General features: G+C 43.2%; 25 protein-coding genes. 3 read left to right on the forward strand and 22 right to left on the reverse strand.

What is annotated here, in order from left to right; translation table 11 throughout:
- Positions 1–14 precede the first annotated feature (14 nt).
- The 8 genes from CYCPU_RS0110575 to CYCPU_RS11970 all read right to left on the reverse strand — a co-directional run bounded on the left by CYCPU_RS0110575 (position 15) and on the right by CYCPU_RS11970 (position 11,198).
- The gene (locus CYCPU_RS0110575) at positions 15–2,345 is read right to left on the reverse strand and encodes an efflux RND transporter permease subunit (RefSeq protein WP_020162687.1); all 2,331 of its coding nucleotides are present in this window, start codon (positions 2,343–2,345) and stop codon (positions 15–17) included.
- A 491-nt stretch (positions 2,346–2,836) separates the two neighbouring features.
- A complete protein-coding gene (locus CYCPU_RS0110580; protein ID WP_020162688.1) occupies positions 2,837–3,922 on the reverse strand; it encodes an alkane 1-monooxygenase in 1,086 nt (361 codons plus the stop codon).
- A gap of 298 nt (positions 3,923–4,220) precedes the next feature.
- Entirely contained in the window at positions 4,221–4,922 is a 702-nt protein-coding gene (locus CYCPU_RS0110585; protein WP_020162689.1) for a hypothetical protein, read from the reverse strand.
- Between the two features lie 62 nt (positions 4,923–4,984).
- Positions 4,985–6,550 carry a vWA domain-containing protein gene (locus CYCPU_RS0110590; RefSeq protein WP_020162690.1) on the reverse strand — a complete coding sequence of 522 codons (1,566 nt, stop codon included), beginning with the start codon at positions 6,548–6,550 and terminating at the stop codon, positions 4,985–4,987.
- A 191-nt stretch (positions 6,551–6,741) separates the two neighbouring features.
- Positions 6,742–7,917 (reverse strand): phosphoglycerate kinase, encoded by a 1,176-nt coding sequence (locus CYCPU_RS0110595; protein ID WP_016390890.1) that lies wholly within the window; start codon positions 7,915–7,917, stop codon positions 6,742–6,744.
- Positions 7,918–7,936: 19 nt separating this feature from the next.
- Positions 7,937–8,908 carry a type I glyceraldehyde-3-phosphate dehydrogenase gene (locus CYCPU_RS0110600; RefSeq protein WP_020162691.1) on the reverse strand — a complete coding sequence of 324 codons (972 nt, stop codon included), beginning with the start codon at positions 8,906–8,908 and terminating at the stop codon, positions 7,937–7,939.
- Positions 8,909–8,920: 12 nt separating this feature from the next.
- On the reverse strand, positions 8,921–10,924 hold the full coding sequence (gene tkt, locus CYCPU_RS0110605) for a transketolase (protein ID WP_020162692.1): 2,004 nt from the start codon (positions 10,922–10,924) through the stop codon (positions 8,921–8,923).
- A gap of 109 nt (positions 10,925–11,033) precedes the next feature.
- Entirely contained in the window at positions 11,034–11,198 is a 165-nt protein-coding gene (locus CYCPU_RS11970; RefSeq protein WP_083923790.1) for an oxidoreductase-like domain-containing protein, read from the reverse strand.
- A 190-nt stretch (positions 11,199–11,388) separates the two neighbouring features.
- Here CYCPU_RS11970 and CYCPU_RS0110610 point away from each other — a divergent pair, with 190 nt between their 5' ends.
- Positions 11,389–12,744 carry an aromatic ring-hydroxylating dioxygenase subunit alpha gene (locus tag CYCPU_RS0110610; protein ID WP_015006858.1) on the forward strand — a complete coding sequence of 452 codons (1,356 nt, stop codon included), beginning with the start codon at positions 11,389–11,391 and terminating at the stop codon, positions 12,742–12,744.
- Entirely contained in the window at positions 12,744–13,277 is a 534-nt protein-coding gene (locus CYCPU_RS0110615) for an aromatic-ring-hydroxylating dioxygenase subunit beta (protein WP_015006859.1), read from the forward strand. Before CYCPU_RS0110610 ends, CYCPU_RS0110615 begins: the two co-directional genes overlap by 1 nt.
- Positions 13,278–13,391: 114 nt before the next feature.
- On the opposite strand, the gene CYCPU_RS0110620 is transcribed toward CYCPU_RS0110615, so the two are convergent.
- From CYCPU_RS0110620 to hslV, 9 genes are all read right to left on the reverse strand, one after another.
- A complete protein-coding gene (locus CYCPU_RS0110620; protein WP_015006860.1) occupies positions 13,392–13,823 on the reverse strand; it encodes an ester cyclase in 432 nt (143 codons plus the stop codon).
- A 63-nt stretch (positions 13,824–13,886) separates the two neighbouring features.
- Entirely contained in the window at positions 13,887–14,249 is a 363-nt protein-coding gene (locus CYCPU_RS0110625; protein ID WP_020162693.1) for a YajD family HNH nuclease, read from the reverse strand.
- Positions 14,250–14,343: 94 nt separating this feature from the next.
- Positions 14,344–15,135: a DUF429 domain-containing protein gene (locus CYCPU_RS0110630; protein ID WP_020162694.1), complete on the reverse strand. Its 792-nt coding sequence runs from the start codon at positions 15,133–15,135 to the stop codon at positions 14,344–14,346.
- A 52-nt stretch (positions 15,136–15,187) separates the two neighbouring features.
- Positions 15,188–16,834, reverse strand: a complete 1,647-nt coding sequence (gene ubiB / locus CYCPU_RS0110635) for a ubiquinone biosynthesis regulatory protein kinase UbiB (protein ID WP_015006863.1) — start codon at positions 16,832–16,834, stop codon at positions 15,188–15,190.
- 13 nt (positions 16,835–16,847) lie between these two features.
- On the reverse strand, positions 16,848–17,471 hold the full coding sequence (locus CYCPU_RS0110640; RefSeq protein WP_020162695.1) for a ubiquinone biosynthesis accessory factor UbiJ: 624 nt from the start codon (positions 17,469–17,471) through the stop codon (positions 16,848–16,850).
- A gap of 5 nt (positions 17,472–17,476) precedes the next feature.
- The gene (ubiE, locus tag CYCPU_RS0110645) at positions 17,477–18,226 is read right to left on the reverse strand and encodes a bifunctional demethylmenaquinone methyltransferase/2-methoxy-6-polyprenyl-1,4-benzoquinol methylase UbiE (protein ID WP_015006865.1); all 750 of its coding nucleotides are present in this window, start codon (positions 18,224–18,226) and stop codon (positions 17,477–17,479) included.
- Between the two features lie 26 nt (positions 18,227–18,252).
- Entirely contained in the window at positions 18,253–18,609 is a 357-nt protein-coding gene (locus tag CYCPU_RS0110650) for a gamma-butyrobetaine hydroxylase family protein (RefSeq protein ID WP_015006866.1), read from the reverse strand.
- 7 nt (positions 18,610–18,616) lie between these two features.
- Positions 18,617–19,948: an ATP-dependent protease ATPase subunit HslU gene (gene hslU / locus CYCPU_RS0110655; protein WP_020162696.1), complete on the reverse strand. Its 1,332-nt coding sequence runs from the start codon at positions 19,946–19,948 to the stop codon at positions 18,617–18,619.
- A complete protein-coding gene (gene hslV / locus CYCPU_RS0110660) occupies positions 19,945–20,502 on the reverse strand; it encodes an ATP-dependent protease subunit HslV (RefSeq protein WP_033422306.1) in 558 nt (185 codons plus the stop codon). Before hslV ends, hslU begins: the two co-directional genes overlap by 4 nt.
- 133 nt (positions 20,503–20,635) lie before the next feature.
- On the opposite strand from hslV, the gene CYCPU_RS0110665 reads away from it, so the two are divergent.
- Positions 20,636–21,295 (forward strand): DUF4126 domain-containing protein, encoded by a 660-nt coding sequence (locus tag CYCPU_RS0110665; protein ID WP_016390876.1) that lies wholly within the window; start codon positions 20,636–20,638, stop codon positions 21,293–21,295.
- An 8-nt stretch (positions 21,296–21,303) separates the two neighbouring features.
- On the opposite strand, the gene xerC is transcribed toward CYCPU_RS0110665, so the two are convergent.
- The 5 genes from xerC to lptM are packed head-to-tail and all read right to left on the reverse strand — an operon-like array spanning position 21,304 to position 25,127.
- Complete coding sequence (xerC, locus tag CYCPU_RS0110670; RefSeq protein WP_020162698.1) at positions 21,304–22,212, reverse strand: tyrosine recombinase XerC; 909 nt, start codon at positions 22,210–22,212, stop codon at positions 21,304–21,306.
- Positions 22,213–22,214: 2 nt separating this feature from the next.
- Positions 22,215–22,919 carry a DUF484 family protein gene (locus CYCPU_RS0110675; RefSeq protein WP_020162699.1) on the reverse strand — a complete coding sequence of 235 codons (705 nt, stop codon included), beginning with the start codon at positions 22,917–22,919 and terminating at the stop codon, positions 22,215–22,217.
- Positions 22,916–23,743 (reverse strand): diaminopimelate epimerase, encoded by an 828-nt coding sequence (gene dapF, locus CYCPU_RS0110680; RefSeq protein WP_020162700.1) that lies wholly within the window; start codon positions 23,741–23,743, stop codon positions 22,916–22,918. Before dapF ends, CYCPU_RS0110675 begins: the two co-directional genes overlap by 4 nt.
- Positions 23,737–25,008: a diaminopimelate decarboxylase gene (gene lysA / locus CYCPU_RS0110685; protein WP_016390873.1), complete on the reverse strand. Its 1,272-nt coding sequence runs from the start codon at positions 25,006–25,008 to the stop codon at positions 23,737–23,739. Before lysA ends, dapF begins: the two co-directional genes overlap by 7 nt.
- Positions 25,008–25,127 (reverse strand): LPS translocon maturation chaperone LptM, encoded by a 120-nt coding sequence (lptM, locus tag CYCPU_RS11975; RefSeq protein ID WP_015006874.1) that lies wholly within the window; start codon positions 25,125–25,127, stop codon positions 25,008–25,010. Before lptM ends, lysA begins: the two co-directional genes overlap by 1 nt.
- Positions 25,128–25,195 lie beyond the last annotated feature (68 nt).

Here is a 25,195-nt window from a genome sequence, read left to right on the forward strand (position 1 = left end):
TCTTTATTAACAAATCAAACACCCTCATTAGCGTCTTGCTGCAACACCTTCGCTTTGTTGTTATCAAACTTTAACAATAGACCCGGCAAGAATAAGAAGTTTGCGGCTAGGGCGGCGACAATAATCCATACCGTTAACAGCGCCATATCGGTGGTCATCGCAAAGTGCGATGCCATCAGCACACCAAAACCAGCTATTAAAACGAGCGTACTAATGCCTAATGCTTTGCCTACATGAGTAAAGGCGTATGTAATGGACTCTTCTGTCGAATAGCCTTTTTCGCGTTTGGCACGCAAATATTTACTTAAGAAATGCACCGAGTCATCCACCACGATACCCAACGTCATACTGACCACTACCGATAAGCCCATATGAACTTCACCGCTGAGCACGCCCCAAAGCCCAAAACCAACCCCTGCGGGCAATATATTGGTCACCAAGCTTAACAGGCCCATTTTAACCGAGCGCAAGGCCACCATTAAAATACCTGAAATAAGAATCAGTGCCAGCACCGACCCAACGATCATGCTGGTGGTATTAGTATCAGCCAAATGCGAGAACATCATCAAGGTGCCGGTACCAATGGTCGTCATTGTGCTGGGAACATTTGCTTTTAGCCAAGCCTGTGCTCTTTCCTCAAGCGCCATCAGTTCGTTATTGGTCATATCCCTGACGGTCGCGACCATCCGCGTGGCTGACTTGTCCACATTAACCTGATTATTCAAATCCAAACCATAAGGTAATGACATCTCATACAGCAGCGTATACTGCGCAGCCAAATCACGACTTTCTGGTAATTTTTGCCAAGCAGGGTCATCCCCATGCATATTTTTATTCAGCCGCAGCATGGTATCGGTAAAAACAAAGACATTGATCGTCTCTGGCTGTTCTCGATACCAATCTGCAAATGCTTTTAAATTCTTAAGATATTCTGGTTCACTCACTCCGCCCTTTTCGTTGGCGGGAAGGGAGTATGTCAGCTGAAACGTGCCACCCATAATATCTAGAGTTGCATCCGAATCAACGCGAAACTGTACGCTATGGTCAAAATACGTAGTGAAATGCTCTTCCGATGTATTTAGCGGTATCGCTGCGGCTGACAAAATGGCCACCACACACATTAACAACAATAATGGACGATGAAATTTAATAGAAAATCTTGAGAATTTCTCTAAATAGGGGACTGCCGCATCCTCCCCCGGCTTAATTCGTACGGGCAAAAAACTCATGATGGCTGGTAAAAAAGTCAGCGAAAAAACCATCGATGCAAAAACACCAACCGCTACCAAATTCCCTAAATCTCTATACGGTGCTGATTCATTAAAATTCATCCCCAAAAAGCCAATCATCGTGGTCACACTGGTCAAGAAAATGGGTACTAAATTAATCCGTAAGCTTTCTTTTAACGCCTCTGTTTTCGCCACATTATGTTGCAAATCAAAAATGAAGGTGACCAGCATATGCACACTATTAGCTACCGCCAACACCATAATCATTTGCCCAGACGCCACTGATGCGGGTGCCAACAGAACCCCAGCATAACCACCCAACCCAAAGGCTACGACGGTTGACATAAAAATAACCAAGGTCACCCCGAACACTGCACTAACACTGCGTAATAATATGGTTAGAAATAAAACCATCACCACAAAACTGATCGGGAAAAGTGTTTCCCCATCCCCTTGACCAGACTCAACGAAGGCATTATTCATAAATGCCATCCCTGTTATATAAAACTTTACTGTGGGGTATTTTTCTTGGTATTTTTTTACCAATTCACGTGCATGAGCCACTACTTCACGTAACTCTTCTTCAGGCTCAATATCGGGGAATTCAATCGTTACATTAACAGCTGTTGCACCACCATCTTTTGAGGTAATCCGCTTATAAAGAAGTGGGTCACTTAGCGCCACCGATTTAACCCGCTGAATATCCCCCTGTTCTAGTGAGCTGGCCTCTGCATACAAATCCTCTACAATAAGGTCATCATCTTCTGCATACGTATTTTGAAAATTCTGAATTGAATCAACCCTTAAAGAATAAGGTATTTGCCATGCCTCTTCCGTCAGGTTCTCAACGAGGGTTAATATTTCCTTTTCAAAAACATCGCCTGTTTCAGGCGCAATAAGAATAAACACATTATCCGATTTAGAATAAGTTGCTTCATTCTCGTTAAATGCCATCAAATGCGGGCTATCGTCTCTAAAATAAACTCTATAATCCGGCGTAAACCCAAGGTATTTAACACCAAGCCCAGAGACAATGACGACTAACACGCTTAACACTATAATCGCTATACGGTAACGTATAACCCATTCACTAAAATTTGTTTCTAAACGATGCATGATTAGTCTCTTACCTTTAAACCTATAATAATTAAATTGAGCACACTGCTCAAGCGTTCTTCTAGCTGCTCTAATATTTGATGATGCATAAAGGTGAGTGCACAAAAATTACCCAAGAAGCCGTAGTCACCAAGCCGCTTTCTATAAATTATCTATAGAGCAGCCATGCTGCTGTTAGTTTTTTAACAAAACTAATGTGCAAATAGATAGTTCATCTTCCTTTTTTATTAACAATTTCCATATTTTTCTCGCATTAGGCCATAACCAAGGCATTAATAGCAGGGTGAGTACCTAGCTGGTCAACTGTTAAAAGCAACAACTTCAATAATATTTAACGTACTTGAAACATAACCATATAAATTGGAAGCAGACGCCCCAAAGTCTTCCGTCATCCTCCCCGTTTTTTTTAAACCCGAACATTAAAAAAACGAAAAATATAAAGCTTACAAAGGGGCGAGCCCATTCCCGCTGTATAGCTCTCTCCCTCTAATTTATACCCAACCAGCTTTAATATTGGCTTTCTCAGCCAACTTTTTCTCAGCTTCATTAGCCATTTTTTCATCCCAAATAGCTAATTGAGGCTTAACTATTTTAGCTTCCCAAATAGGCGGCACAAATGCGCAAATAAAACATAGCGCTATACTCGGTAGCTGTGGTGCTTCTGGGTATGGCTGCAAATCCGTATAAAAACGCGTAGGTTTTAAGTGGTGCTCAGAGTGATTAGATATTTCGAATGAAAGCGCTCGGCTTAATGGCTTTAATTGATTCCATGAATGTCGCGTTTCAATAGGCTCGCCAATAACTCGGATCAGGCCATAATGCTGGGTATAGTTAAAGCCACCTAGCACTAGATAAAAAATAACCATAGTTAATATATACAATGGCAAAGCTTGGATACCTGCAATCGAAAACCAAATAATCAACCAAGTCGACATTAATATAACCGATTGAAAGAAACGGCTTTGAGGCGACCAAAAAGAAGTTTTAGTTTTTTTCAGACGGCCTTTTTCAATCTCAATCGAGTCTTTCATTTGTCCCCATAAAGACCTAAAGGCAAACGTATAAACCGACTCACCTCTGCGAGGTGTATCACTGTCTTCAGAAGTAGCGACCTTCAAATGGTGACCTTTAACATGCCCGAGATCATTCATCGGGAGTAAGAACACTGTGAGATACAAAGTACAGTAAAAGCGATCCAATGTACCATGACGATGCATCAGCTCATGAGCTGGAGGCAAACCGCCCAGCGCAGTTAAAAAGGACAGTGAAAAAATACCACCCATAATTTCCAGCACACTACCACTCGACGTGCTCAACATATCGGCAAACATTAACCAGAGCATGACAATTAATGGTAACTGGCAATAAAGGACGAAATGCTGCAAGCCTGTCGCCCGAACATCATGCAACTGCTCATCACGAGGCAAACTTACATCCAACACAACAAGACAAATAAACGCCGCTGTGCCTAACCAAACCCAAAGGCCACCAAGATAAAACCCTAACACGCCCAACATTAACATTAACGACCCTGAAAAATAGCGTGGGGCAACCACTTTATTTTTTGTTTTTTCCATTTTCAGCTCTCCAACATCTAATGACTTATTAAAAATGGTATTTATATCATTTTTTTCTAATATATGCTCGTAACTAATACTATTGTTTACAAATATCTACTGTCTGGGGCTCTATGCCGCAACAAGTTAAAGGCTATATAGATAACGAAGGTTTATTGGGGATGGGAGGTACCCTATAACACTAACTAAGTAGTATTTAGCCCGCTATTATGAGCGGATTATTTGACGAATTCTTATACAGGGCTAACCTAAGGCGCTGTGTTTCCAATCACTTTTTACGCCAGCTCTAACTGATTATTCAATCTTTTTTTAACTCAGGTTCATCCGAATCTTCCGGTGTATCAGGGCTACGCAACACCTCAACATGTCCGTCAAGCTGACCTATTTCAAGCTCTTCTTCAGCCTCTGGCTCAATGGTTGGTGTCGCCGTATTAACACTCTTTACATCTGACTCTGACTGTTCACCAGCATCTCCGTCAGCACTATCTGAGTCAGCTAGCGCATCGAGATCAAGCGAGACTTCAATATCATCATTTACTTGAACCGATTCTTGTTCGCTACCAACTGTTGTCTGCACAGGTTGAACTGGCTCTACCACTGGAGCAACTGGAACTTGTGTTGATGAAAGAATCTCAGCATTTAATAACCCCACATCCAAGTGCTCTGCTGATAAGCCATAAACGGCTTCGGAAAAGGAAGCAATATCCTTCAGGTCTAAACTAAGTTGCGCTACCGCAAACTTTTTAACACAATTGGCTTCCGCACCCACCAAGCGATCGGCGTTTTGCCCTGCTTGATCAGCTGCAATTCCCTGTGCTTTGAACGTGTTTTCTAGTGTTTCTTTTCTGCCTTGCGCTTCTTTATCGACCTTTTTAACCAGCCCTGCGACCTGACTCTGTAGGGCTTCCTTTTTCTTATAGGCTTTAAACAAAAGCAAGCCAACAATCGCTGTTAAAACAAATACCAACTCAATTAATAAAATTAAAAACGACTCACTCATTTAAATACTCCGTTTATTCATCGCGTTAATATTACTCGCCGCATGGTATGTCACAAGCCGCCTTAAACCCCTAACGTTTTGCTCAACTGCTCATCCTTAACGGTCATTTTCTTCTTAAATAACTTAAAGCCAAAAAAACCAGCCACAGCTAACACTATATTAACAAGCAATACGACCCCGCTGGTTAAGGCCCAATTTGATGTTTCCTCTACTGACTCAACAACAGGTTCAAGCTCACCCTCTCCGCCCGCTACAATACTGGACAAATCTGGACATTGAAAAATCTGCTGCTCTGTGAGCCCCTCTTCAGGCAGCACAATACCGGCTTGCTCAAGTACTTTATCGAACACCGGGTTGATTTCCACATAATTAACTTTAGGCTTTTGTTTGACATAAAAAGACAGCGTTTCTATCCGCTCAAAGGTATTTCCAGCAGCCCTAACTATTAGCTCATAAGGGCCGACCTTAAGGTTTTTTCCAATATCAACAAAAAAATACCCGCCGTTGATCATATCTAACTGCATTGGAAGCACTTCTTTGTCCCCTCGTTGATTTATAATCTCGACCGTCGCATCGATAACATCTAACAGGTTGCTATTTTTCAGAAGCTTACCTTTGTCTGTCATGAGCATTCTAATGCGTGTATCGGAACCCGAAAAAATCTCTTTTGGCATGTTTTCAACAGCCATTTGCAAATTCGTGGTGATGAAGATTTCATTGTCTGGGTCAGCCGCTGCAATCAACCTCCACTCACCAGCCATTGGCTTAGTGACTGTCACAATGTCATATTTCTTTTCACGGTGCCAACTAACACCACTTCTATTACTGCTACGTCCAAAATCCATCCCCTCCGGGTCATCCAACTGCGTAGTACCAAAGCCTTTTTTTCTAAAAACAACTGCGGTGAATTGTCTTACGGTTTCATCAACTGTAAATGTATTCGCAATTAATGGGATACTATTTCTCTCAACCAAGCGTTTACTAACCCTCAGCAATGCTCGTTCTAGCTGTGCAGCTGTTTTGGCCACATCAAACCAACCGAGTGTTTCATTAGCCACTGTTTCTAAAAAAACAAGATCCGCATCATCAGAAAATCCAACCGTATGAACACTAACATCAACTTCCTTTAAACGCGCTACTTGGTAATTGAGTATTCGTTCTTTAGACGCCACATTATCTTTCATGAGTTTTCCTGACGTTACTTTTCCGTCGCTTAAAAGAACAATGTGCCGACGTGTATTCTTGTCTTTTTCTACCCAATCCAGCGAAGCCACCGCAAGCGCTTTTTCAATATCCCCTGTTTTATTAGATGATTGAATTTTTCCTACATTCTTAAGAGCCTGCGTTTTCCACGAAATACCGGATTTACCCACTTTCATGATCTCTGTTGGCATCTCATCAAACATCCAAATACCAACGTTTGCATTATTCGGCAAGAGATTGATGAACAGTTTGAGCGCCGATATTCTATGGTTTTCTGGGTCACTTATTTTCATCCTCTCGGACACATCGACCAAGACGCGAACTTCAATGGAATTATTTTTATTAAAATCTACGGCCTGAACAGATGTGACCATCAAGGCAAAAAGTAATAAACACGTTAGGGAAAAATGCGTAATCTTTTTCATAAATCAGTTAAGCGCTATTTAAGCAGCCGTGAAATTGGTTATGTAGGTAAAGTGTATATCGGCAAGCGTTCAAATAACTTAAATATAAACCGTGCAGCAAGAAATAGGCGCTCGCTAATGGCACCAAAATATAACAAGATTTTCTGAAATAACGTTGTTAAAGGCGCAACAACGCGCCAACGGCTCTGGTTTTAGGCGCTACGTTCAGCTAAAACTGATACAGCAGGCAAGGCCTTACCCTCTAAAAATTCCAAGAAAGCACCGCCACCTGTTGATATATAAGAGACCTGATCGGCAATGTCGTACTTATCCACTGCCGCTAACGTGTCGCCGCCACCTGCAATTGAAAAACCATCACTGTCTGCAATTGCCTGTGATAATACCTTTGTTCCACCTGCAAATTGGTCAAACTCGAACACGCCCAAAGGTCCATTCCAAACAATTGTTCCGGCCGCTTTAACGATACCCGCATATTGGGCAGCTGTTTGAGGGCCAACATCTAGGATTAAGTCATCCTCTTCAACATCTTTGACTGATTTGACTGTCGCTTCTGCTGCTTCTGAAAATGTTTTACCGCAAACCACATCAACCGGAACCGGGATGCTCGCACCATTCTGCTCTGCTTTTAACATTAACGCTTTCGCCTCATCAATCAAGTCTGGCTCATACAACGACTTGCCAACCGAATAACCTTGAGCGGCAATAAAAGTATTCGCTATACCACCGCCAACAATAAGTTGATCAACCTTGTCTAACATCGAGTCCAGCACCGTCAATTTAGTCGACACTTTTGCACCACCTACTATCGCCAGCATCGGCTGAGCCGGTTCAAATAGAGCCTGACCTAAAGCATCTAATTCAGCTGATAATAACGGACCTGCGCATGCAATCGGTGCAAATTTGGCAACGCCATGTGTTGAGGCTTGTGCGCGGTGAGCCGTGCCGAACGCATCCATCACAAACACATCACATAGAGCGGCCATTTTTTTCGACAACACTTCGTCATCTGCTTTTTCACCAACATTGAAACGTACATTTTCACAAAGAATAATATCACCCGGCTGACCACTGACCCCATCCAACCAATCTTTTTCTAAACGCACCGGTTTTCCCAACAAGGTAGACAAATGCTCTGCCACTGGTTTCAAACTAAAGGTCTCATCATACTGCCCTTCAATTGGGCGCCCGATATGTGACATTAACATCACCACCGCACCTGCATTGTGCGCCTGTTGGATGGTTGGCAGACTAGCCCTAATACGCGCATCACTGGTTACTTTCCCTGCCTTAATAGGCACATTCAAATCTTCTCTGATCAGTACGCGTTTGCCAGATAAATTTATATCTTGCATCTTTATAATCGTCATCTGAGTTCCTTTATGTTTCTTAATTCGTCATCATCGCTTGCGCGGTGTCCAGCATTCGATTTGAAAAGCCCCACTCATTATCAAACCAGCCAACGACCTTAACGAGCCGACCTGCTGTCACCTTAGTTTGCGTAGCATCAAAAACACACGAAGCAGGATGAACGCTAAAGTCTGTTGACACTGCATTTTCCTCACTATAGCCAAGCGCCCCTTGCAGACTAGCACTGGCTGCCTGCCGCATTCGCTCATTAACCTCAGCGACTGTTGTCTGATTTTTACTGCTAAAGGTCACATCCAGCATCGCTACATTGATAGTAGATAAGCGAATAGAAAGCCCATCTATTTTTCCTTTCATGTGCGGCAACACTAGGCCAATAGAGTTTGGTGAATTTGTTTTAGTTGGAATCATGGGTATTTGCTCAACCATTGACTCATGCCTATCATCGTAAGCATGTAAAGTTGTGCTTAAACCGTACTCAACGCCCATCGCAGCATCTAAAACACTTACCATGTGGGCTAAACAATTTAATGTGCAAGAGCCATTTGAAACGACTTTATGTTCTGCTTTTAGATCTGCCTGGTTTACACCGTACACTATCGTGGCATCAACCTTATCATCTGATAGGGCAGAAATAAGGACTTTTTTAGCCCCTGCCAAAATATGCATATGGGCGGGTTCTGCTTGAGTAAATTGCCCTGTACACTCGAGCACTACATCAATATTCAGCGATTTCCAAGGCAGTTTTACAGGGTTTGCCTGTGACGAATAATGCACATCCCTACCTGCAATCAGTAGGGTGTTCTTATCAGTAGACAGCTTTATGTTCAGCCCAGACAAATCATTTTTTACATGCTCGGCTACGGTGCTAAATGACTCAATGTCATTAATGGCTACCACCTGAATCTGCTCTTGACGGTTGGACGCATACAGTGCCTTGAGTACACTGCGCCCAATTCGACCAAACCCATTAATGGCTATACGAATACCCATGAGTTTAGAAACTTATATTAAGTTCTTTGCTGCTTCGACTAACTTTTCCGCTGTGATACCAAAGTATTCAAACAATTCTTTAGCCGGAGCCGATTCACCAAAACGGTCTAAGCCAATCACCGCACCTTGCAAGCCCACGTATTTATACCAAAGGCTTGTTGACCCTGCTTCTATCGCTACCCTTGCGGTTACTGAGGCAGGCAATATAGATTCTTTATACGCCATATCTTGTCTATCAAAAAGGTCTGTACACGGCATAGATAGTACGCGAACCTTAACGCCTTCTGCTGCTAATACGTCAGCAGCGGTTGTCGCTAATTCAACTTCAGACCCCGTAGCCATTAAAATAACCTGCGGCTCACCTTCACAATCTTTAAGGATATAACCCCCTTTTGAAATAGCCGCCACTTGGTCAGCTGTGCGTGGCTGGTGCTGTACGTTTTGACGGGTAAAAATTAGCGCTGACGGCGTGCTTTCACTTTCAACCGCATACTTCCATGCAACAGCAGATTCAACCGCATCACACGGACGCCATACATCTAAGTTTGGAATTAACCGTAAACTTGATACATGCTCAACCGATTGGTGTGTTGGTCCGTCTTCACCCAACCCTATCGAGTCATGCGTGAAAACAAAAATATTTCGTAATTTCATCAATGCCGCCATACGCACAGCATTACGAGCATAATCAGAAAATGTTAAAAACGTTGCGCCATAAGGAATAAAGCCGCCATGTAATGCAATGCCATTTTGAATTGCGCTCATGCCAAATTCACGCACGCCGTAATGAAGATAGTTGCCGTTGGCATTCGTCCCATCAACATCCGTACACCCTGACCATTTAGTTAAATTAGAGCCAGTTAAATCAGCTGATCCCCCTAAAAGCTCGGGCAATAAAGGACCGTAACCATTAAGTGTGTTTAATGATGCTTTACGTGAGGCAATGGTTTCACCTGCCTGCTGCGCTGCCTGCACAAATGCCTCTGATTTTTCTGCCCAATCAGCACTTAACTCACCCGATAAACGACGCAATAGTTCATCAGCTAGGTCTGGGTATTCAGCCACATAAGCTTCTAATAACTCTTCCCATTGAGCTTCTGCTTGTTCACCTTTATCGTTTGCATCCCACGCATTCTTTACCTCAGCTGGAATTTCAAAGGCAGGCGCTGTCCAACCTAATGCTTTTCTGGTAGCGGCTATTTCTTCGGCACCCAATGGAGCGCCATGTACATGATGCGTCCCTTCTTTATTAGGCGCACCAGAGCCAATCACTGTTTTACAGCAAATTAACGTGGGTTTATTCGTTTCTTTTTGTGCTTGCTCAATCGCCTGCTTGATGTCATTAGCATTATGCCCATCTACATCACGAACTACTTGCCAACCATAGGCTTCAAAACGTGCTGGCGTATCATCGGTAAACCAACCCTCTACATCGCCATCAATCGAGATACCGTTATCATCCCAAAACGCTATTAATTTGCCTAAGCCAAGCGTACCCGCATAAGAACATGCTTCATGCGAAATGCCCTCCATCAAGCAACCATCCCCCATAAAGGTATACGTGTAATGATCAACCACCTTGAAGTTAGGTTGATTAAATTGTGCAGCTAATACCTTTTCAGCTAAAGCCATACCCACCGCGTTGCTAATACCTTGACCTAAAGGACCTGTCGTTGTTTCTACCCCTGGCGCATATCCGTATTCTGGGTGACCCGGTGTTTTAGAGTGCAGCTGACGAAAATTACGAATGTCTTCAATATCTAAATCGTAACCCGACAAATGCAATAACGAATATAACAACATCGAGCCATGACCGTTCGATAATACGAAGCGATCTCTATTCACCCAGTGTGGATTGGCTGGGTTATGCGACAAAAAGTCATTCCATAGTACTTCTGCAATATCTGCCATTCCCATCGGTGCACCGGGGTGTCCTGAGTTGGCTTGTTGGACAGCATCCATACTAAGGACACGAATAGCATTCGCTAGTGTTTGACGAGAAGGTCTTGGGCTCATGATCTTTGCTTATTGTTAATCGATTGATAATCAGCGCGTAACGCACTAATTTTGAAATGGTGAATTTTACACTGAAGCGTTAAGAAGATATAGCGTTAGTAAGTCTCTCTTATTCTAACGTATTATCAAGTTTTTCCTTAACTTGCTGCTCATTCCATAGATCCAGTTGATTAAAGTAGTCCTCCCAAACGCACGGGCAACAGCTCCCTCCACCACAACAATCATCATTTTCTGGGCGTTTGGGTTTTAGTATTTTTTTTGGTATCACAGCCATCACTTTAATATTATGGCAGCTTAAATTAAGTTATCGATTACTCTTTTTATAAAAAATGCCTTGGATCAATCTTTTGCCCAACCTCATCGCTTTTACCAACCAAGCGTTAGACAAGCATCGGACTATAAATATATACTAGATGGATAGTTATTAATCATCCTTCTCAAATTCAACACATAAGGGGAACATTATGGGTAAAGTGGACGTTAGCCAACTGGTCGACAATACAACTGGTCGACAAAGTAGATCTATTTTTCATGAACAAGACATCTATGAGCAAGAACAAGAAAGAATCTTTGGCAAATGCTGGTTATTTTTAGCGCACGAAAGCCAAATTCCTGATCCAGGTGACTATTTTAGGACCTTTATGGGTGAAGATGAGGTCCTCGTTATTCGCCAAAAAGACCAATCAGTCAAAGCCTTCCTTAACACCTGCACCCATCGCGGCAACCGTGTTTGTAAGGCAGATAAAGGTAATGCCAAGCAGTTTACTTGTAGCTACCATGGGTGGAGCTTTGCCGCAGATGGCACGCTTCAATCTGTCCCGCTGGAGGAGGATGCTTATTACAATGAACTCGATAAATCCAAATTTGGCTTACACCCTGTTTGCAAGGTAGATAGCTATAAAGGATTAATTTTTGGTAACTTTGACCCAGAATCACCGACTTTGGATGATTATTTGGGTGATATGAAATGGTACTTAGATGTTTGGCTCGACGCCATGCCAGAAGGCACCGAGTTAATCGGCTCAACGCAAAAAGTTGAATACCCTGTCAACTGGAAACTACCTGTCGAAAACGCCTGCGGCGATGGCTATCATATTGGCTGGGCTCATGCAGGTGTTATGACTGTTGCTACCTCAATGGACATTGAAAGCCTTTCTCTAGGCAATACTAAAGTAGATAGCTCAACTGCTATGGCTGGTGGTGGCATGAATGGTCACTCGATTATTTCATCTCTTGATGGGCAATCAGGTTATGCGTTCTACCCTGATCCAAGCCTACCTGTTAGCTACCTTGAAGAAAACCGAGAGACTGTTATTTCACGCCTTGGCGAAACGCGTGGTAAGCAATTTTGGGGCTCGCAAATCAACATGACTATTTTCCCCAATGTGCAAATGTTACCGGGGCTTAATTGGTTCCGTGTTTATCATCCAAAAGGTCCAGGAAAAATGGAAATGTGGACGTGGGCGATGGTTGATAAAGAGATGTCAGACGAGTTAAAACAAACTGTGCTCGACAATGTTTGCCGAACATTTGGCGCCGCCGGCATGTTTGATAACGATGATGGTGAAAACTTTGCCGCCTGTACTTCACAAAACAGAGGCCTACAAACCCGCCAAAAAGATGTATACACCAATATGGGCTTAGGCAAAGAGTACTCACACCCTGAAATGCCTGGCGTCGTTAGTGACGGCCTTGTTGGTGAACAAAACCAACGATATTTCTACCGTCGCTGGCAAGAAATGATGGCAGCAAAAGATTGGAGCGCCGTTCCAAACTACAACAGCCTAGAAGAAGCAAATGCAACAAGAGGACAAAACTAATGAGTCAACCATCTCCTTTTAAAAATGCTGTTGATGCGGACACCTACCAAACCTTCCAAACACTTCTGTATAAAGAAGCGCGTCTTCTTGACCATGAAGAGTATGACCAATGGCTAGCGATGCTAACGGACGATATTTATTACTATATGCCCGTACCCGCTCGCTATTTACGTGAAGAAAAAAAGCAGGCTATCAAACCTCTCGACGCAAATATTTTTAATGACTATAAAAAACAATTAGAGCTACGTATTGCTCGCTTTGCGACGAATCTCGTTTGGTCTGAGAACCCTCAAAACATGATAAACCACGCAGTGTCTAATATAGAGGTGTTCCCTACAGAGGTTGAGGGTGAATGGAACGTTCTCTCTGTTGTTACCGTTCTTAGAAGCCGACTGGATGGCGTAGAAAAGCGCATGGTGGTATCGCGCGATGATATTTGGCGCCTTGAAGACAATAGCCTCAAGCTGGCTAAAAGAAGCATGTTGTTTAATCACACTGTCGTCCCAGATAGTAACCTTAACTTCTTCTTCTAATTCACCTAAATAAAAAAACGCCTATTGTTTTAAAACAATAGGCGTTTCTTAGACCAGCTCATTAAGCACTGCAACCGAGCTATCTCCATTACATCATATGTGAACTCTTACTCTTTAATCCCAAGGGCCTTTCGAGTCTTTTGGAATAAAGCCCAGTGCTTTAAGAAAAGGCACAAAATCGACTGCATCCCACTCTTCAATATTCAATCCATCTTTTATTCGCATAATATGAATAGCGTCTAGGTCAACATATTCATTTGTCGGTGCAACACCATTAAACTCGCCAACATGTTTCATGCGTAGTTTCATTCTGCTAACCACCTTGTCACCTTCAGCAATTTGATCATAAAAGTGCCGATCAAAATCTGTCATTGACTCTTGCAGCTTCATATTCATAATCATATGTGCATCTTTATCCAACGGTTCTTTTGCCATCGGCAAGTGGAACAAATGATCTGGGTGCAGTAAATCTCTCATATCATCAAAGCGTTTGCTGTCCATCGCTGCAAAAAACTCCCTAACAATTTTTTTATTAACCTCAGACATTCTCTCTCCTTATTTTCTTATTATTGATTCATTAGCATAAAGTAATAATAGCGTTGGGAGGGGTTATTTATTTAATAAGTCTGCCAGCCCTGCAAAGGGGTGTTGCCTTAACTCTTCTTTAGTTTTATCTTCAGTTAATGAGCCATATTGATGATCAAGTTGCCTTGAATGCTCATTGTCATGGCAGTAAATGCATAACAACTCCCAATTACTCCCGTCCTCAGGGTTATTATCATGATCGTGATCTCGATGGTGTACCGTCAACTCATGCAGCGTCTGTTGAGAAAACTCTCTTGCGCAACGACCACAAATCCAAGGGTACATTTTTAACGCTTTCGCACGGTAACCAGTATCTCGTTGCTCACGATCTTTTCGAGCATTACTAACAACCTGATCCACTGTTTTACTCAACTTATCTGTTGGCATTTATGCCTCCTCAAAAGTTCTCAACAACCGATACCAACACTGTCTTATTGAAAATACTGTTATCACTTTAATTGGTGCTTGAGTATCAGCAAACTCACCGAGGCATTCTCGCCCAAATCCAGCCTTCTTTTTCTGCTAATGCTCGTTCCTGCTTGGTTCGCGGCCCCTCACTTTCAGCACGAATAAAGTGATAACCTGCTAGCACACAAACCACTGCATCCAAAATATCATCATCGGCGATAACTAATTCTTTATCCATTTCTGATACATTCATTAACTGACTAAGACCATCAAAAATCCAGCTTCGTTCTTTGCTGATTTCTTTCTTATAACTTGTTGCCGGAAGAAGCTGGCAAGATTTCAGAGTTACCGCAGGGTAAACCTCTATCGCACTAATAGGGTCAACTAGTTCAGCGGACCAAGCCAAAGGGATTGTCGTCCCTAACTGATCCGTTAACTCATCTATTAACATCAAGGCAGCATGCGCTGTTCTAGCAATACGGTCAGCACCCACATCTAAAGATTGCTTCCCTGCTTTTTCTTTTATAAAAAAGTCTGTTCTGCGGCGAAACATCTGGTGGGCATCGGTACTCAGCGAAGCGCCCGCCATATGGCCGATTAACTCTTCGCCCAGTTTTACTGGCCAGCCTAAGGGGGAATCAAGTGCTATTAAGGTCTTAACATTGCCTTGTTCTTTTATCCAATTGGACACGACATTAGCAACAGATTCGTTTTTAGCTACCTTTCTAGCCTTCTCTATGCTTAATATGCCGTTCGAAACAGAGCCTAACGCAAGACCCACTTTATTTGATTGCGTCGCGCAATCTATACCAATGATTGATACAGAATTATTAGTAGCCGCTAAATGCTCAGAACCTCTCGTCACTAAAACCTCTTTTCGCCAACTTAAGCGCCTTGAGTGAAAATAACGTGAAAGTTTAGTCTAATGCGTTAAACAGTAATATTCCACCCAGCACACCCAAAACCCAAGTAGTTAAAGGCGCATCACCCAGCATTAACGGCGAAAAACCATCTAAGCCTAAAATAACCGCAGCTGAAATCAGTAAACTCCCACCACAAATTGCCATAATACTCTTACGGTGATTTTTAGCCATTTGCTGCTTTATTTCTTCTAGTTGCGCTGATCTCCACTTAACCTCAAGCTCACCTTTTGAAGCATCACTGAGTACTTGGTACATCATCTCTGGCAACTCTGGTAATTTTTCCCCCATCATCGGCAGGTGTTCTTTTAACTTATTGAAGGTCGCTTTTGGCCCTACTTTATTTTTATACCATTCCTCTAAATACGGTTTAGCGGTTTGCCATAAATCCAAATCTGGATAAAGCTGTCGACCTAAGCCTTCAATATTCAATAAAGTTTTTTGTAACAAGACTAGTTGTGGCTGCACTTCCATATCGAAACGACGCGCCGTTTGAAAAAGGCGTAAGAGCAAATGACCGTACGAAATTTCTTTTAACGGCTTTTCGAATATCGGCTCACACACTGCACGAATCGCGCTTTCAAACTCATCAACACGGGTTTCTTTAGGCACCCAGCCCGATTCAATATGCAATTGCGCCACACGGAGGTAGTCACGCTGAAAAAAGGCTAGGAAATTTTCTGCTAAATAGCGCTGGTCTTCAAGCGTCACGCTTCCCATAATACCGAAATCCACCGCAAGGTATTTTGCATCATCAGAGGCGAAAATATTACCCGGATGCATATCGGCATGAAAAAAATTATCCCGAAATACTTGTGCGAAAAATATTTCCACGCCCCGTTCGGCAAGTAACTTTAAGTCAACACCTTTTTCACGCAATTGATCTATTTTGCCTATTGGTGTGCCATAGATTCGCTCCATCACCATCACATTTTGGCGCGTATAATCCCAGTACACATCGGGCACATAAAGGTGCTCTGAATTCTCAAAGTTTCGTCGTAACTGCGAGGCATTCGCGGCTTCTCGAACAAGATCCAACTCATCATGAATGGTATGGTCAAACTCTTTAACCACATCTAAGGGTTTTAACCGTTTGGCCTCACCCCAGTATTTATTAGCAAGTTCCGCCAGGGTATATAACAGACCCACATCTGAATTAATAATTTTTTCAATTCCCGGACGAAGCACTTTGACAACAACATCTTCGCCGGTATGCAATGTTGCTGTATGCACTTGCGCCACAGAGGCTGATGCCAAGGGACTAGGTGAGAAAGTCGAAAACACCTCTTCTATCGGAACCTCTAACGAGCTTTCGATAATCTGGCGCGCTAAATCATCAGCAAAGGGTGGAACATTATCTTGTAAGCGCGACAGCTCTTCGCCAATATCAGGTGGCAATAAATCTTGCCGTGTTGATAAAATTTGGCCAAACTTCACAAAAATAGGCCCCAAATCTTCTAGTGCCTTACGAAGACGTTCACCACGCGAACCCTTTCGTTTACCTAAAAAATAGCTAGGGGATAAATAGGTTAAATAACGTAACGGCCTAAATAAATGTAAATTAAATACAAACTCATCGAGACCATAACGCAACAACACACGCTGAATTCGAATGAGCCGAAAGGCCGTTGTTGGGTTTATCACGTTACTTCCTTTTTCAGTCGTTTTCTAGGTTAAGCTTCGCCGCCATCAAGCGTTGGACTTTTGCCTCTAGCCGCTCAACAGATAATCGTAAGTCATCCACACCCGCTTTAAATTTATTCACTTCAAATTTAGAGGGCAATATATTTTGTTCTTCTCGAACATACTCTGATGCATTAATGGCGGTTGTCTTCGTTGTTTCTCGAACCCAAGCCGATACATCACGAACGAGGTTTCCAAATTGATGAGCCAATACATCACCTGTTATCTTCGATAATGGCTCTTCCCAGTCAACCTCTATCGCCTTAAGAAATGTTTGGAATTGAGCAGCCAACTCAGTATCGCCCTCTATCACCACATCGCCCGACAATAAGCTAGAGGTTGATGACTGTATATTCATCATCGCCAATGCTAATGGTGTGCCTGAAATAGTGGCATCAGCTTTGCCCTCAAATACCTCTCGAATATCAAGCCCATCTGCGCTGATAATCATATAAAGGCTTAACTCTAGTTGCTGAAAATGTAATTCAATAACTCGACCTTCCATCCTAGCTAGCTGCTTAGGAACCTCTGGGTCGTAATCCAAATAACGGTTCACCGCTATTTGCAATGGTTTCAAAAAAGGGCTGACTAATGACACAACAGCTACAGCTTATATCCCGTATGAACTGCCACAATACCACCCGTTAAGTTGTTCACTTGGCAACGCTCAAAGCCAGCTTCTTCCATCATACCTTTCAACGTGGATTGATCTGGATGCATACGAATTGATTCAGCGAGGTACTGGTAGCTATCACCATCTTTCGCAACTAATTCACCAATTTTAGGCAATAATTTGAATGAATACGCATCGTAAATCTTGTCTAAAAGTGGGTTGGTTGGCTTTGAAAACTCTAAAATCAATAAGCGACCACCCGGTTTAAGTACATCAAACATCGAACGCAATGCGGCCTCTTTATCTGTAACATTTCTTAGTCCAAAACCGATACAAACCCGATCAAACTGATTAGAGGCATAGGGCAAACACTCAGCATTTGCCAAATTGTAGGTAATGTTTGAAATATGACCTTTATCGATCATTCGATCACGGCCTACCCGTAGCATTGCTTCATTTATATCTGCTAAAACAACTTTGCCGGTTTTTCCAACTCGTTTAGCAAACAGTGCTGACAGGTCTCCTGTTCCTCCGGCCAGATCAAGCACCACATGTCCCGGCTTTACGTTCGCGATCTCTACGGTGAAGCGTTTCCACAACCGGTGAACACCCATCGACATTAAATCATTCATAATGTCGTACGACGGTGCAACCGAGTCAAAAACTTCTCGAACCTTAGTTACTTTTTCTGCAACGGGAACATCTTTAAAACCAAAATGAGTTGTCGTTTTATCTACCATAGTAAAACCCTTATAACCGCGCTGATTTATGATGTCTGACGTTGATGGCCGGCTGCTTCAAGCCTGTTCAAATAATCCTGCCAGTTTTCTTCTTTATTCTCTGCCAATTCAATAAGAAATGGCCATGAATACAAGCCTGTATCATGCTCATCACTGAATACAAGGCGAACGGCATAATTACCCACTGGCTCTATCGCAACAATATTGACCGATTCTTTGCCAACTTGTAACACTTCTTGCCCAGGGCCATGCCCACGTACTTCTGCTGAGGGTGAAAATACGCGTAAGTATTCGCAACTCAATTTTATTGTTCTACCATCATCAAAACTCAATGACAGCTCCCTGTTTTTTTGGTCTAGCACCAAATCTGTTATCGCTACCATGTTTTACCTACAAAATATAACGCGAAAGATCTTCATCTGAAGCAAGCTCACCTAAGTGCTCGTCTACATACGCCGCGTCGATCACTTCATCTATCGGTGAGCCTGCCGGTGCGCGGAATGAAATCTCATCCAATAAACGCTCCAAAATTGTATGCAGACGACGAGCACCGATATTTTCAGTGCCTTCATTCACTTGCCAGGCCATTTCTGCAATCCGTGCCACCCCATCTTCTGTGAACTGCAAATTAACTTCTTCAGTTGCCAATAGGGCTGAATATTGCTCTGTTAACGAAGCATTTGGTTCTGTCAAAATACGCACAAAATCCGCTGCTACCAACGCATCTAGCTCAACTCGAATAGGGAATCGGCCTTGTAACTCGGGAATAAGATCTGAAGGCTTCGACACGTGAAACGCACCTGAGGCAATAAATAAAATGTGGTCTGTTTTAACAGGGCCATACTTAGTCGTAACGGTACTCCCTTCAACTAAGGGTAACAAATCACGCTGAACGCCATCACGAGAAACATCGGCACCGCCGCTATCACCTCGTTTACACACTTTATCCAGCTCATCTAAAAATACAATCCCCGTTTGCTCTAGGTTTTCTATTGCCTTGTGCTTTAGCTCATCGTCATTAACCAGTTTTGCCGCTTCTTCCTCGACCATCGCCACCAAAGCATGCTTAATGGACATTTTACGTTTCTTCTTTTTATCACCCGACATGTTTTGAAACATCCCTTGCAACTGGTTGGTCATTTCTTCCATACCAGGAGGTGCCATAATTTCCACACCCACGCTAGGCGCACTTATCTCGACTTCAATTTCCTTATCGTCTAATTCACCTTCACGCAGCTTTTTACGAAATTTTTGTCGTGTTGCATCACCCGTTGTATCGCTTGTATCGCTTGTATCTACGCTTTCAGCACGCGGCAATAAAAGGTCTAGCACTCTGTCCTCGGCTGCATCTTCCGCTCTACGTTTGACTTTTCCCATCTCGACTTCACGGGTCATTTTAACGGCAATATCAGCAAGATCACGTATAATAGAATCAACATCTCTACCGACATAACCCACCTCGGTAAATTTAGTTGCTTCAATTTTTATAAATGGCGCTTTGGCTAAGGTTGCTAAACGCCGCGCTATTTCTGTTTTACCAACGCCTGTTGGGCCAATCATTAAAATGTTCTTGGGCGTAATTTCACTGCGTAGATTCTCGGGTACTTGTGAGCGTCTCCACCGGTTTCTTAAGGCAATAGCTACGGCTCGTTTTGCCGCATTCTGCCCTACAATATGCTTATCAAGTTCATGCACAATTTCTTTTGGTGTCATTTGGCTCATATTACTTCTTTCCCCTCGGACGTTAATTCTTCTATCGTTTGGTTATGATTAGTATAAATGCAGATATCGCCGGCAATATTGAGTGATTTTTCTACAATCTCACGGGCACTCAATTCTGTATTTTCTAATAACGCTTTGGCTGCTGATTGTGCAAAGGGGCCACCTGAACCGATGGCAATAAGATCTTGCTCCGGTTGAATCACATCACCATTACCCGAAATAATCAGCGAGTCTTTACTGTCTGCAATTGCCAGTAGCGCTTCCAACTTACGCAGCATCCGGTCTGTTCGCCAATCTTTAGCCATTTCAACCGCCGCGCGGGTTAAATTACCATGATGCTTTTCAAGCATGCCTTCAAAACGCTCAAACAAGGTAAATGCATCGGCTGTTGCACCCGCGAAGCCAGCAATAACATCCCCACTAGCAAGTTTACGAACTTTTCGAGCATTTCCTTTCATAATCGTATTGCCCAAGGTGACTTGCCCATCACCACCTATTACGACACTATCACCTCGTCGCACAGAGACGATTGTTGTTCCTCTAAAATCCACGATAATCTCTCATTTAAACTATTGACCCTTTATTTTACACAATAATCATGCCTTAGCGTGCATCCCTATTTGTTTAGCTAGTATTCATAGTTCTTATGATATTCTTACCCAATGTGTAAAACAGGGAGTGATTATTGTGGATGAATTAAACCAAATTTCTCAAACACTGGCCTTGAGCATGGGCGCAGCGTGGGGGAGCGGTATCAATTTATACGCTACACTCTTAACCCTTGGTTACTTAGCGCATACTGGTCATATTGATTTGCCGCCTGATTTATTGATTGTAGCGGATCCGCTAGTAATGACCGCTGCTGGATTAATGTATGCAGTTGAGTTTTTTGCCGATAAGGTGCCCGGCGTAGATACCGGCTGGGATACCATCCATACTTTCGTGAGAATTCCTGCTGGCGCTATGTTAGCTGCTGGTGCTATTGGTGACATTGGCCCTGCCGCTGAAATTGCAGCAGCCATCGTTGGTGGAAGCTTAGCTGGTGCGACGCATGCCACAAAAACAGGTAGCCGTGCGTTAATAAACACATCACCCGAACCGTTCACCAACTGGACCGCCTCTATTATGGAAGATATCGCCGTTTTTGCAGGTGTTTGGGCGTCCATCCAACATCCGACCTTTTTTATGGTCGGTTTAGTTTTATTTATCCTCTTAATGATTTGGGCACTACCAAAATTATGGCGTGCAATAAAACGCGTATTTACATTTTTAGGCAAGCTATTTGGCCCCTCTAACAATGATATCTTAGAGACACCCTCGGATGGTAAATTGCCAAAGCCAGACTAAACCAAAACTTATTTCTTTTTCGGCTTAGCCTTTGGGTGCGCTTTATCGTAAACCGACGCTAGGTGTTGAAAATCTAAGTGCGTGTATACTTGCGTGGTACTAATATTACTGTGACCTAATAATTCTTGCACCGCTCGAAGGTCTTGGCTTGACTCCAACATATGACTCGCAAATGAGTGTCGTAACATATGTGGGTGCAAGCGCCCTTGCAAGCCTTGGCGTTTTCGCCATCGCTCTAAACGCGACTGAATACTTCTTGTGCTTAAGCGTAAACCTGTCTTTCCGACAAACAACGCCATTTCACCCGTTTTAACCTTATCCATCCGCACTGCTAACCATTTACGAATAGCGTTGACAGCCTTCCGGCCCAACGGTAATAAGCGGGACTTACCTCCTTTTCCGTTGACAACATGAACCGTTCGGCTACTTAAGTCCAAGTCCATTAAATCTATATTCGCTAATTCACTGACCCGTAGACCCGACGAGTAAAGCAGTTCCCACATCGCTACATCACGAATTTCCAGGTCATCATTGGGGACCGCCTCTAACAGACTATTAATCTGGTCGACATCCAACACCTTAGGTAAGGTTTTCGCTGATTTCGGCGCTCGAATACCAGACGCAGGGTTATTCAACAGCACATTGGTTTTAATGAGATAACTAAAAAAGCTCCGACAGGCCGATAATTCGCGCTGCAAACTTCGAGCACTCAAGCCTTTTCGGTGTCGCTGTGCGACAAAACGCCGAACATGGTGTGGATCAAGTTGCGACCATGAAACGAGCTCATTCTCATCACAATAATTAACTAATTGAGATAAGTCACGCGCATAGGCTTGTAACGTATTTAAAGAGAATCTACGCTCAACGTTTAATGCATCTAAAAACTGCTGACGTGCCTCAACAGCCGCTGGTTCCATCGTTACTCTTTTATCTCTTGCAGTGAGTTAAGCCGTTTGGCAACCAGCTCCCCAAGGTGCTCTAAAAACAAGGTACCCATGGTTGTGTGAAAACGGTCTGAATCCTTACTGCCTATGGCCAATATGCCATCTTGTTGGGCGACCTTGAGTGGAATCAGCGCAGCAGACTTAACCTCATCCGCTTGTTGATTAAACAACGCCTTCGCCTGTGCGTGTGTCGGCAAGCCACACTTAATCTTCTGTGACTCAAGCAAGCGTTTAAAATGCTCTAACTGAGGATTATCTTTTTGCCAGAGAACATCACTGATGGGGAAGACACTGTCGCTATTTTCGTCTACTAAGCGAATAGCAAAAAACTCTGCACCGAAACATTCTCGCAGGGTGTCATCAAGTGTTGCGAATACATCTTCCACACAACGAGCATCAATTAATGTGGTTGTTAACTGCTGCATCCGCCCGAATAAGGCATCATTTTCACGCGCAATCGCTAACAGGCCTTCAAGTTGCTTTTGAGACTTTTCGTTTTTATCTCGTAAAATTGCTAGTTGACGCATCGTAAGAGAAACCACGCCACCGTGCTGCTCTACCACTTGAATATCGTCGAGTAACTCTGGATATTGATTAAAAAAATCTGGTGTGGTTAACAAGTATTCACGGACTTGTTCAGCCGTTAACCCTTCTGTTGTTGCAGTTGCTTGTGTACTCATATATCAATCATACCATCAAAAACAAATGTCGCCGGCCCGCTCATCATTACCGGAGCCCCTTCACCTTGCCAATCAATCGTTAATTCGCCACCGGTTAGGGCAACCGTTGTTGGCGTGGTTACTTTACCCAATCGAACTGCGGCAACAACCGCCGCACAAGCACCGCTTCCACAAGCCAAGGTTTCACCGGCGCCGCGCTCATAAACACGTAATGCGAGGCTATCCGGCCCCGTTATTTCACTAAAACCAATATTCGCCCGCTCTGGGAAAAGGCTATGACTTTCCAGCGCGGCGCCCACTGCCTCGACCTCTGCTGTCGCGACATTTTCAACTTGAAGTACTGCATGAGGATTACCCATTGATAACGCTGAAAACGCTACGGTCCTATCCAATACATCAACGCTGTATTGTAATTGTTGTTGCTTCGCTATTAATGGAACATTTGCCGGGTCGAGTTTTGGAACCCCCATATCAACCGTTACCAACTGTTCCTCATTAACCGTTAAAACCAACTCACCGGCGTCTGTTTCCACTCGAATTGAGCGTTTATTGGTTAAGCCTTTTTGTGTCACGAATAGCGCAAAACAACGTGCGCCATTACCACACTGAGAAACCTCACTACCATCTGCGTTATAAATAACATAACGAAAGTCCGCACTCATTTTTGCCGGTTCTACTAAGAGTAGTTGGTCAAAGCCAATACCGTAGTGGCGATCGGCTAAGGCTTTAATTTGCTCGGCCGTTAGCTGAACCGTTTGGTTTATGGCATCAATAACAACAAAGTCATTACCTAAGCCATGCATTTTACTAAAGTTAATTAACAACCTGCGTCCTCAGTTTCATTCGGTAATAGTGCTTCGTTTTGCCATAAGCTTTCTAACCGTTGTCGTGCGCCAATTAAGTGGATCTGCTCTCCATCCACCATAACCTCAGCAGCACTTGGTCTTGAATTGTAATTCGAGCTCATTGTGAACCCATAAGCGCCCGCAGAACGGACCGCTAATAAATCGCCTTCTTCAATAGCCAGCTCACGGTCTTTTCCTAAAAAATCACCTGTTTCACAAACTGGACCAACAATATCATAACAAGCTGTTTTAGCTGTTGACGTTAAATTAACAGGCACAATATTTTGCCACGCTTGATATAGTGCAGGGCGCATCAAGTCATTCATCGCTGCATCTACAATAGCAAACCGCTTACCTTCTACCGGTTTAATATATTCAACCTTAGTCACTAAAATACCTGCATTTCCGGCAATTGCACGGCCTGGTTCTAATAATATTTCATAGGGCAGATCGCCTAGCTTTTGGTACAAGGCTTTTACATAGTCGGCAGGCAATGGTGGTTGCTCGTCTCGATAACAAATACCAAGACCTCCACCTAAATCCAGATGATCAATACGAATACCCACACCTTGTAACCGATCCAATAAACTTAATACCCGATCCAGCGCATCCACAAACGGCGCAACATCCGTTAACTGCGAGCCTATATGGCAATCTAAGCCCGTAATATTCAAATGCGGCAACGCATTCGCGCGTTGATACTCCATAAAGGCTGTTTCAATATCTAAGCCAAATTTATTTTCTTTTAACCCCGTAGAAATATAAGGGTGCGTTTGCGCATCTACATCAGGGTTAACGCGAATAGAAATATTCGCAATATGACCTAACTCACCCGCAATTTCATTGATACGGTCTAACTCTGCAGAGACTTCCACATTAAAACAACGAATACCAACGTCTAACGCCCTGCGTATTTCATCATGCCGTTTACCAACCCCTGAGAAAACAATTTTTTCAGGCTGCCCACCCGCTGTTAACACACGTTCTAACTCACCGATAGACACAATATCAAACCCTGAACCTAAGCGTGCTAGTACATTTAGCACCGCAATGTTCGAGTTCGCTTTAACCGCATAACATATTAAGTGCGGACGTCCTTCAAAGGCTTGATCAAATGCCTTCCAGTGGCGTTCCAATGTCGCCCGGGAATAAATATAGGTGGGGCTAGAGAATTGCTCTACGATTGATTGAACCGAAACATTTTCCGCAAAAAGTTGCTTATCTTGGTACTGAAAATAATCCATTACAAACCTAATTCTTGTGCGATTTGATTACTCGGCATATACAGCGGCCCTTTCTGTCCACAAGCAGCTAGCATGGCCAGTAACCCACAAATTAGCATCATTTTTAATAAACGCGACATTTTGTACCCTTTAATTATTTCAGTAATCGACAGTATAAACGTTTGGCATTTTTTGGCATACTCTAACC

The sequence above is a fragment of the Cycloclasticus pugetii PS-1 genome, assembly GCF_000384415.1.
Classification (GTDB): domain Bacteria; phylum Pseudomonadota; class Gammaproteobacteria; order Methylococcales; family Cycloclasticaceae; genus Cycloclasticus; species Cycloclasticus pugetii.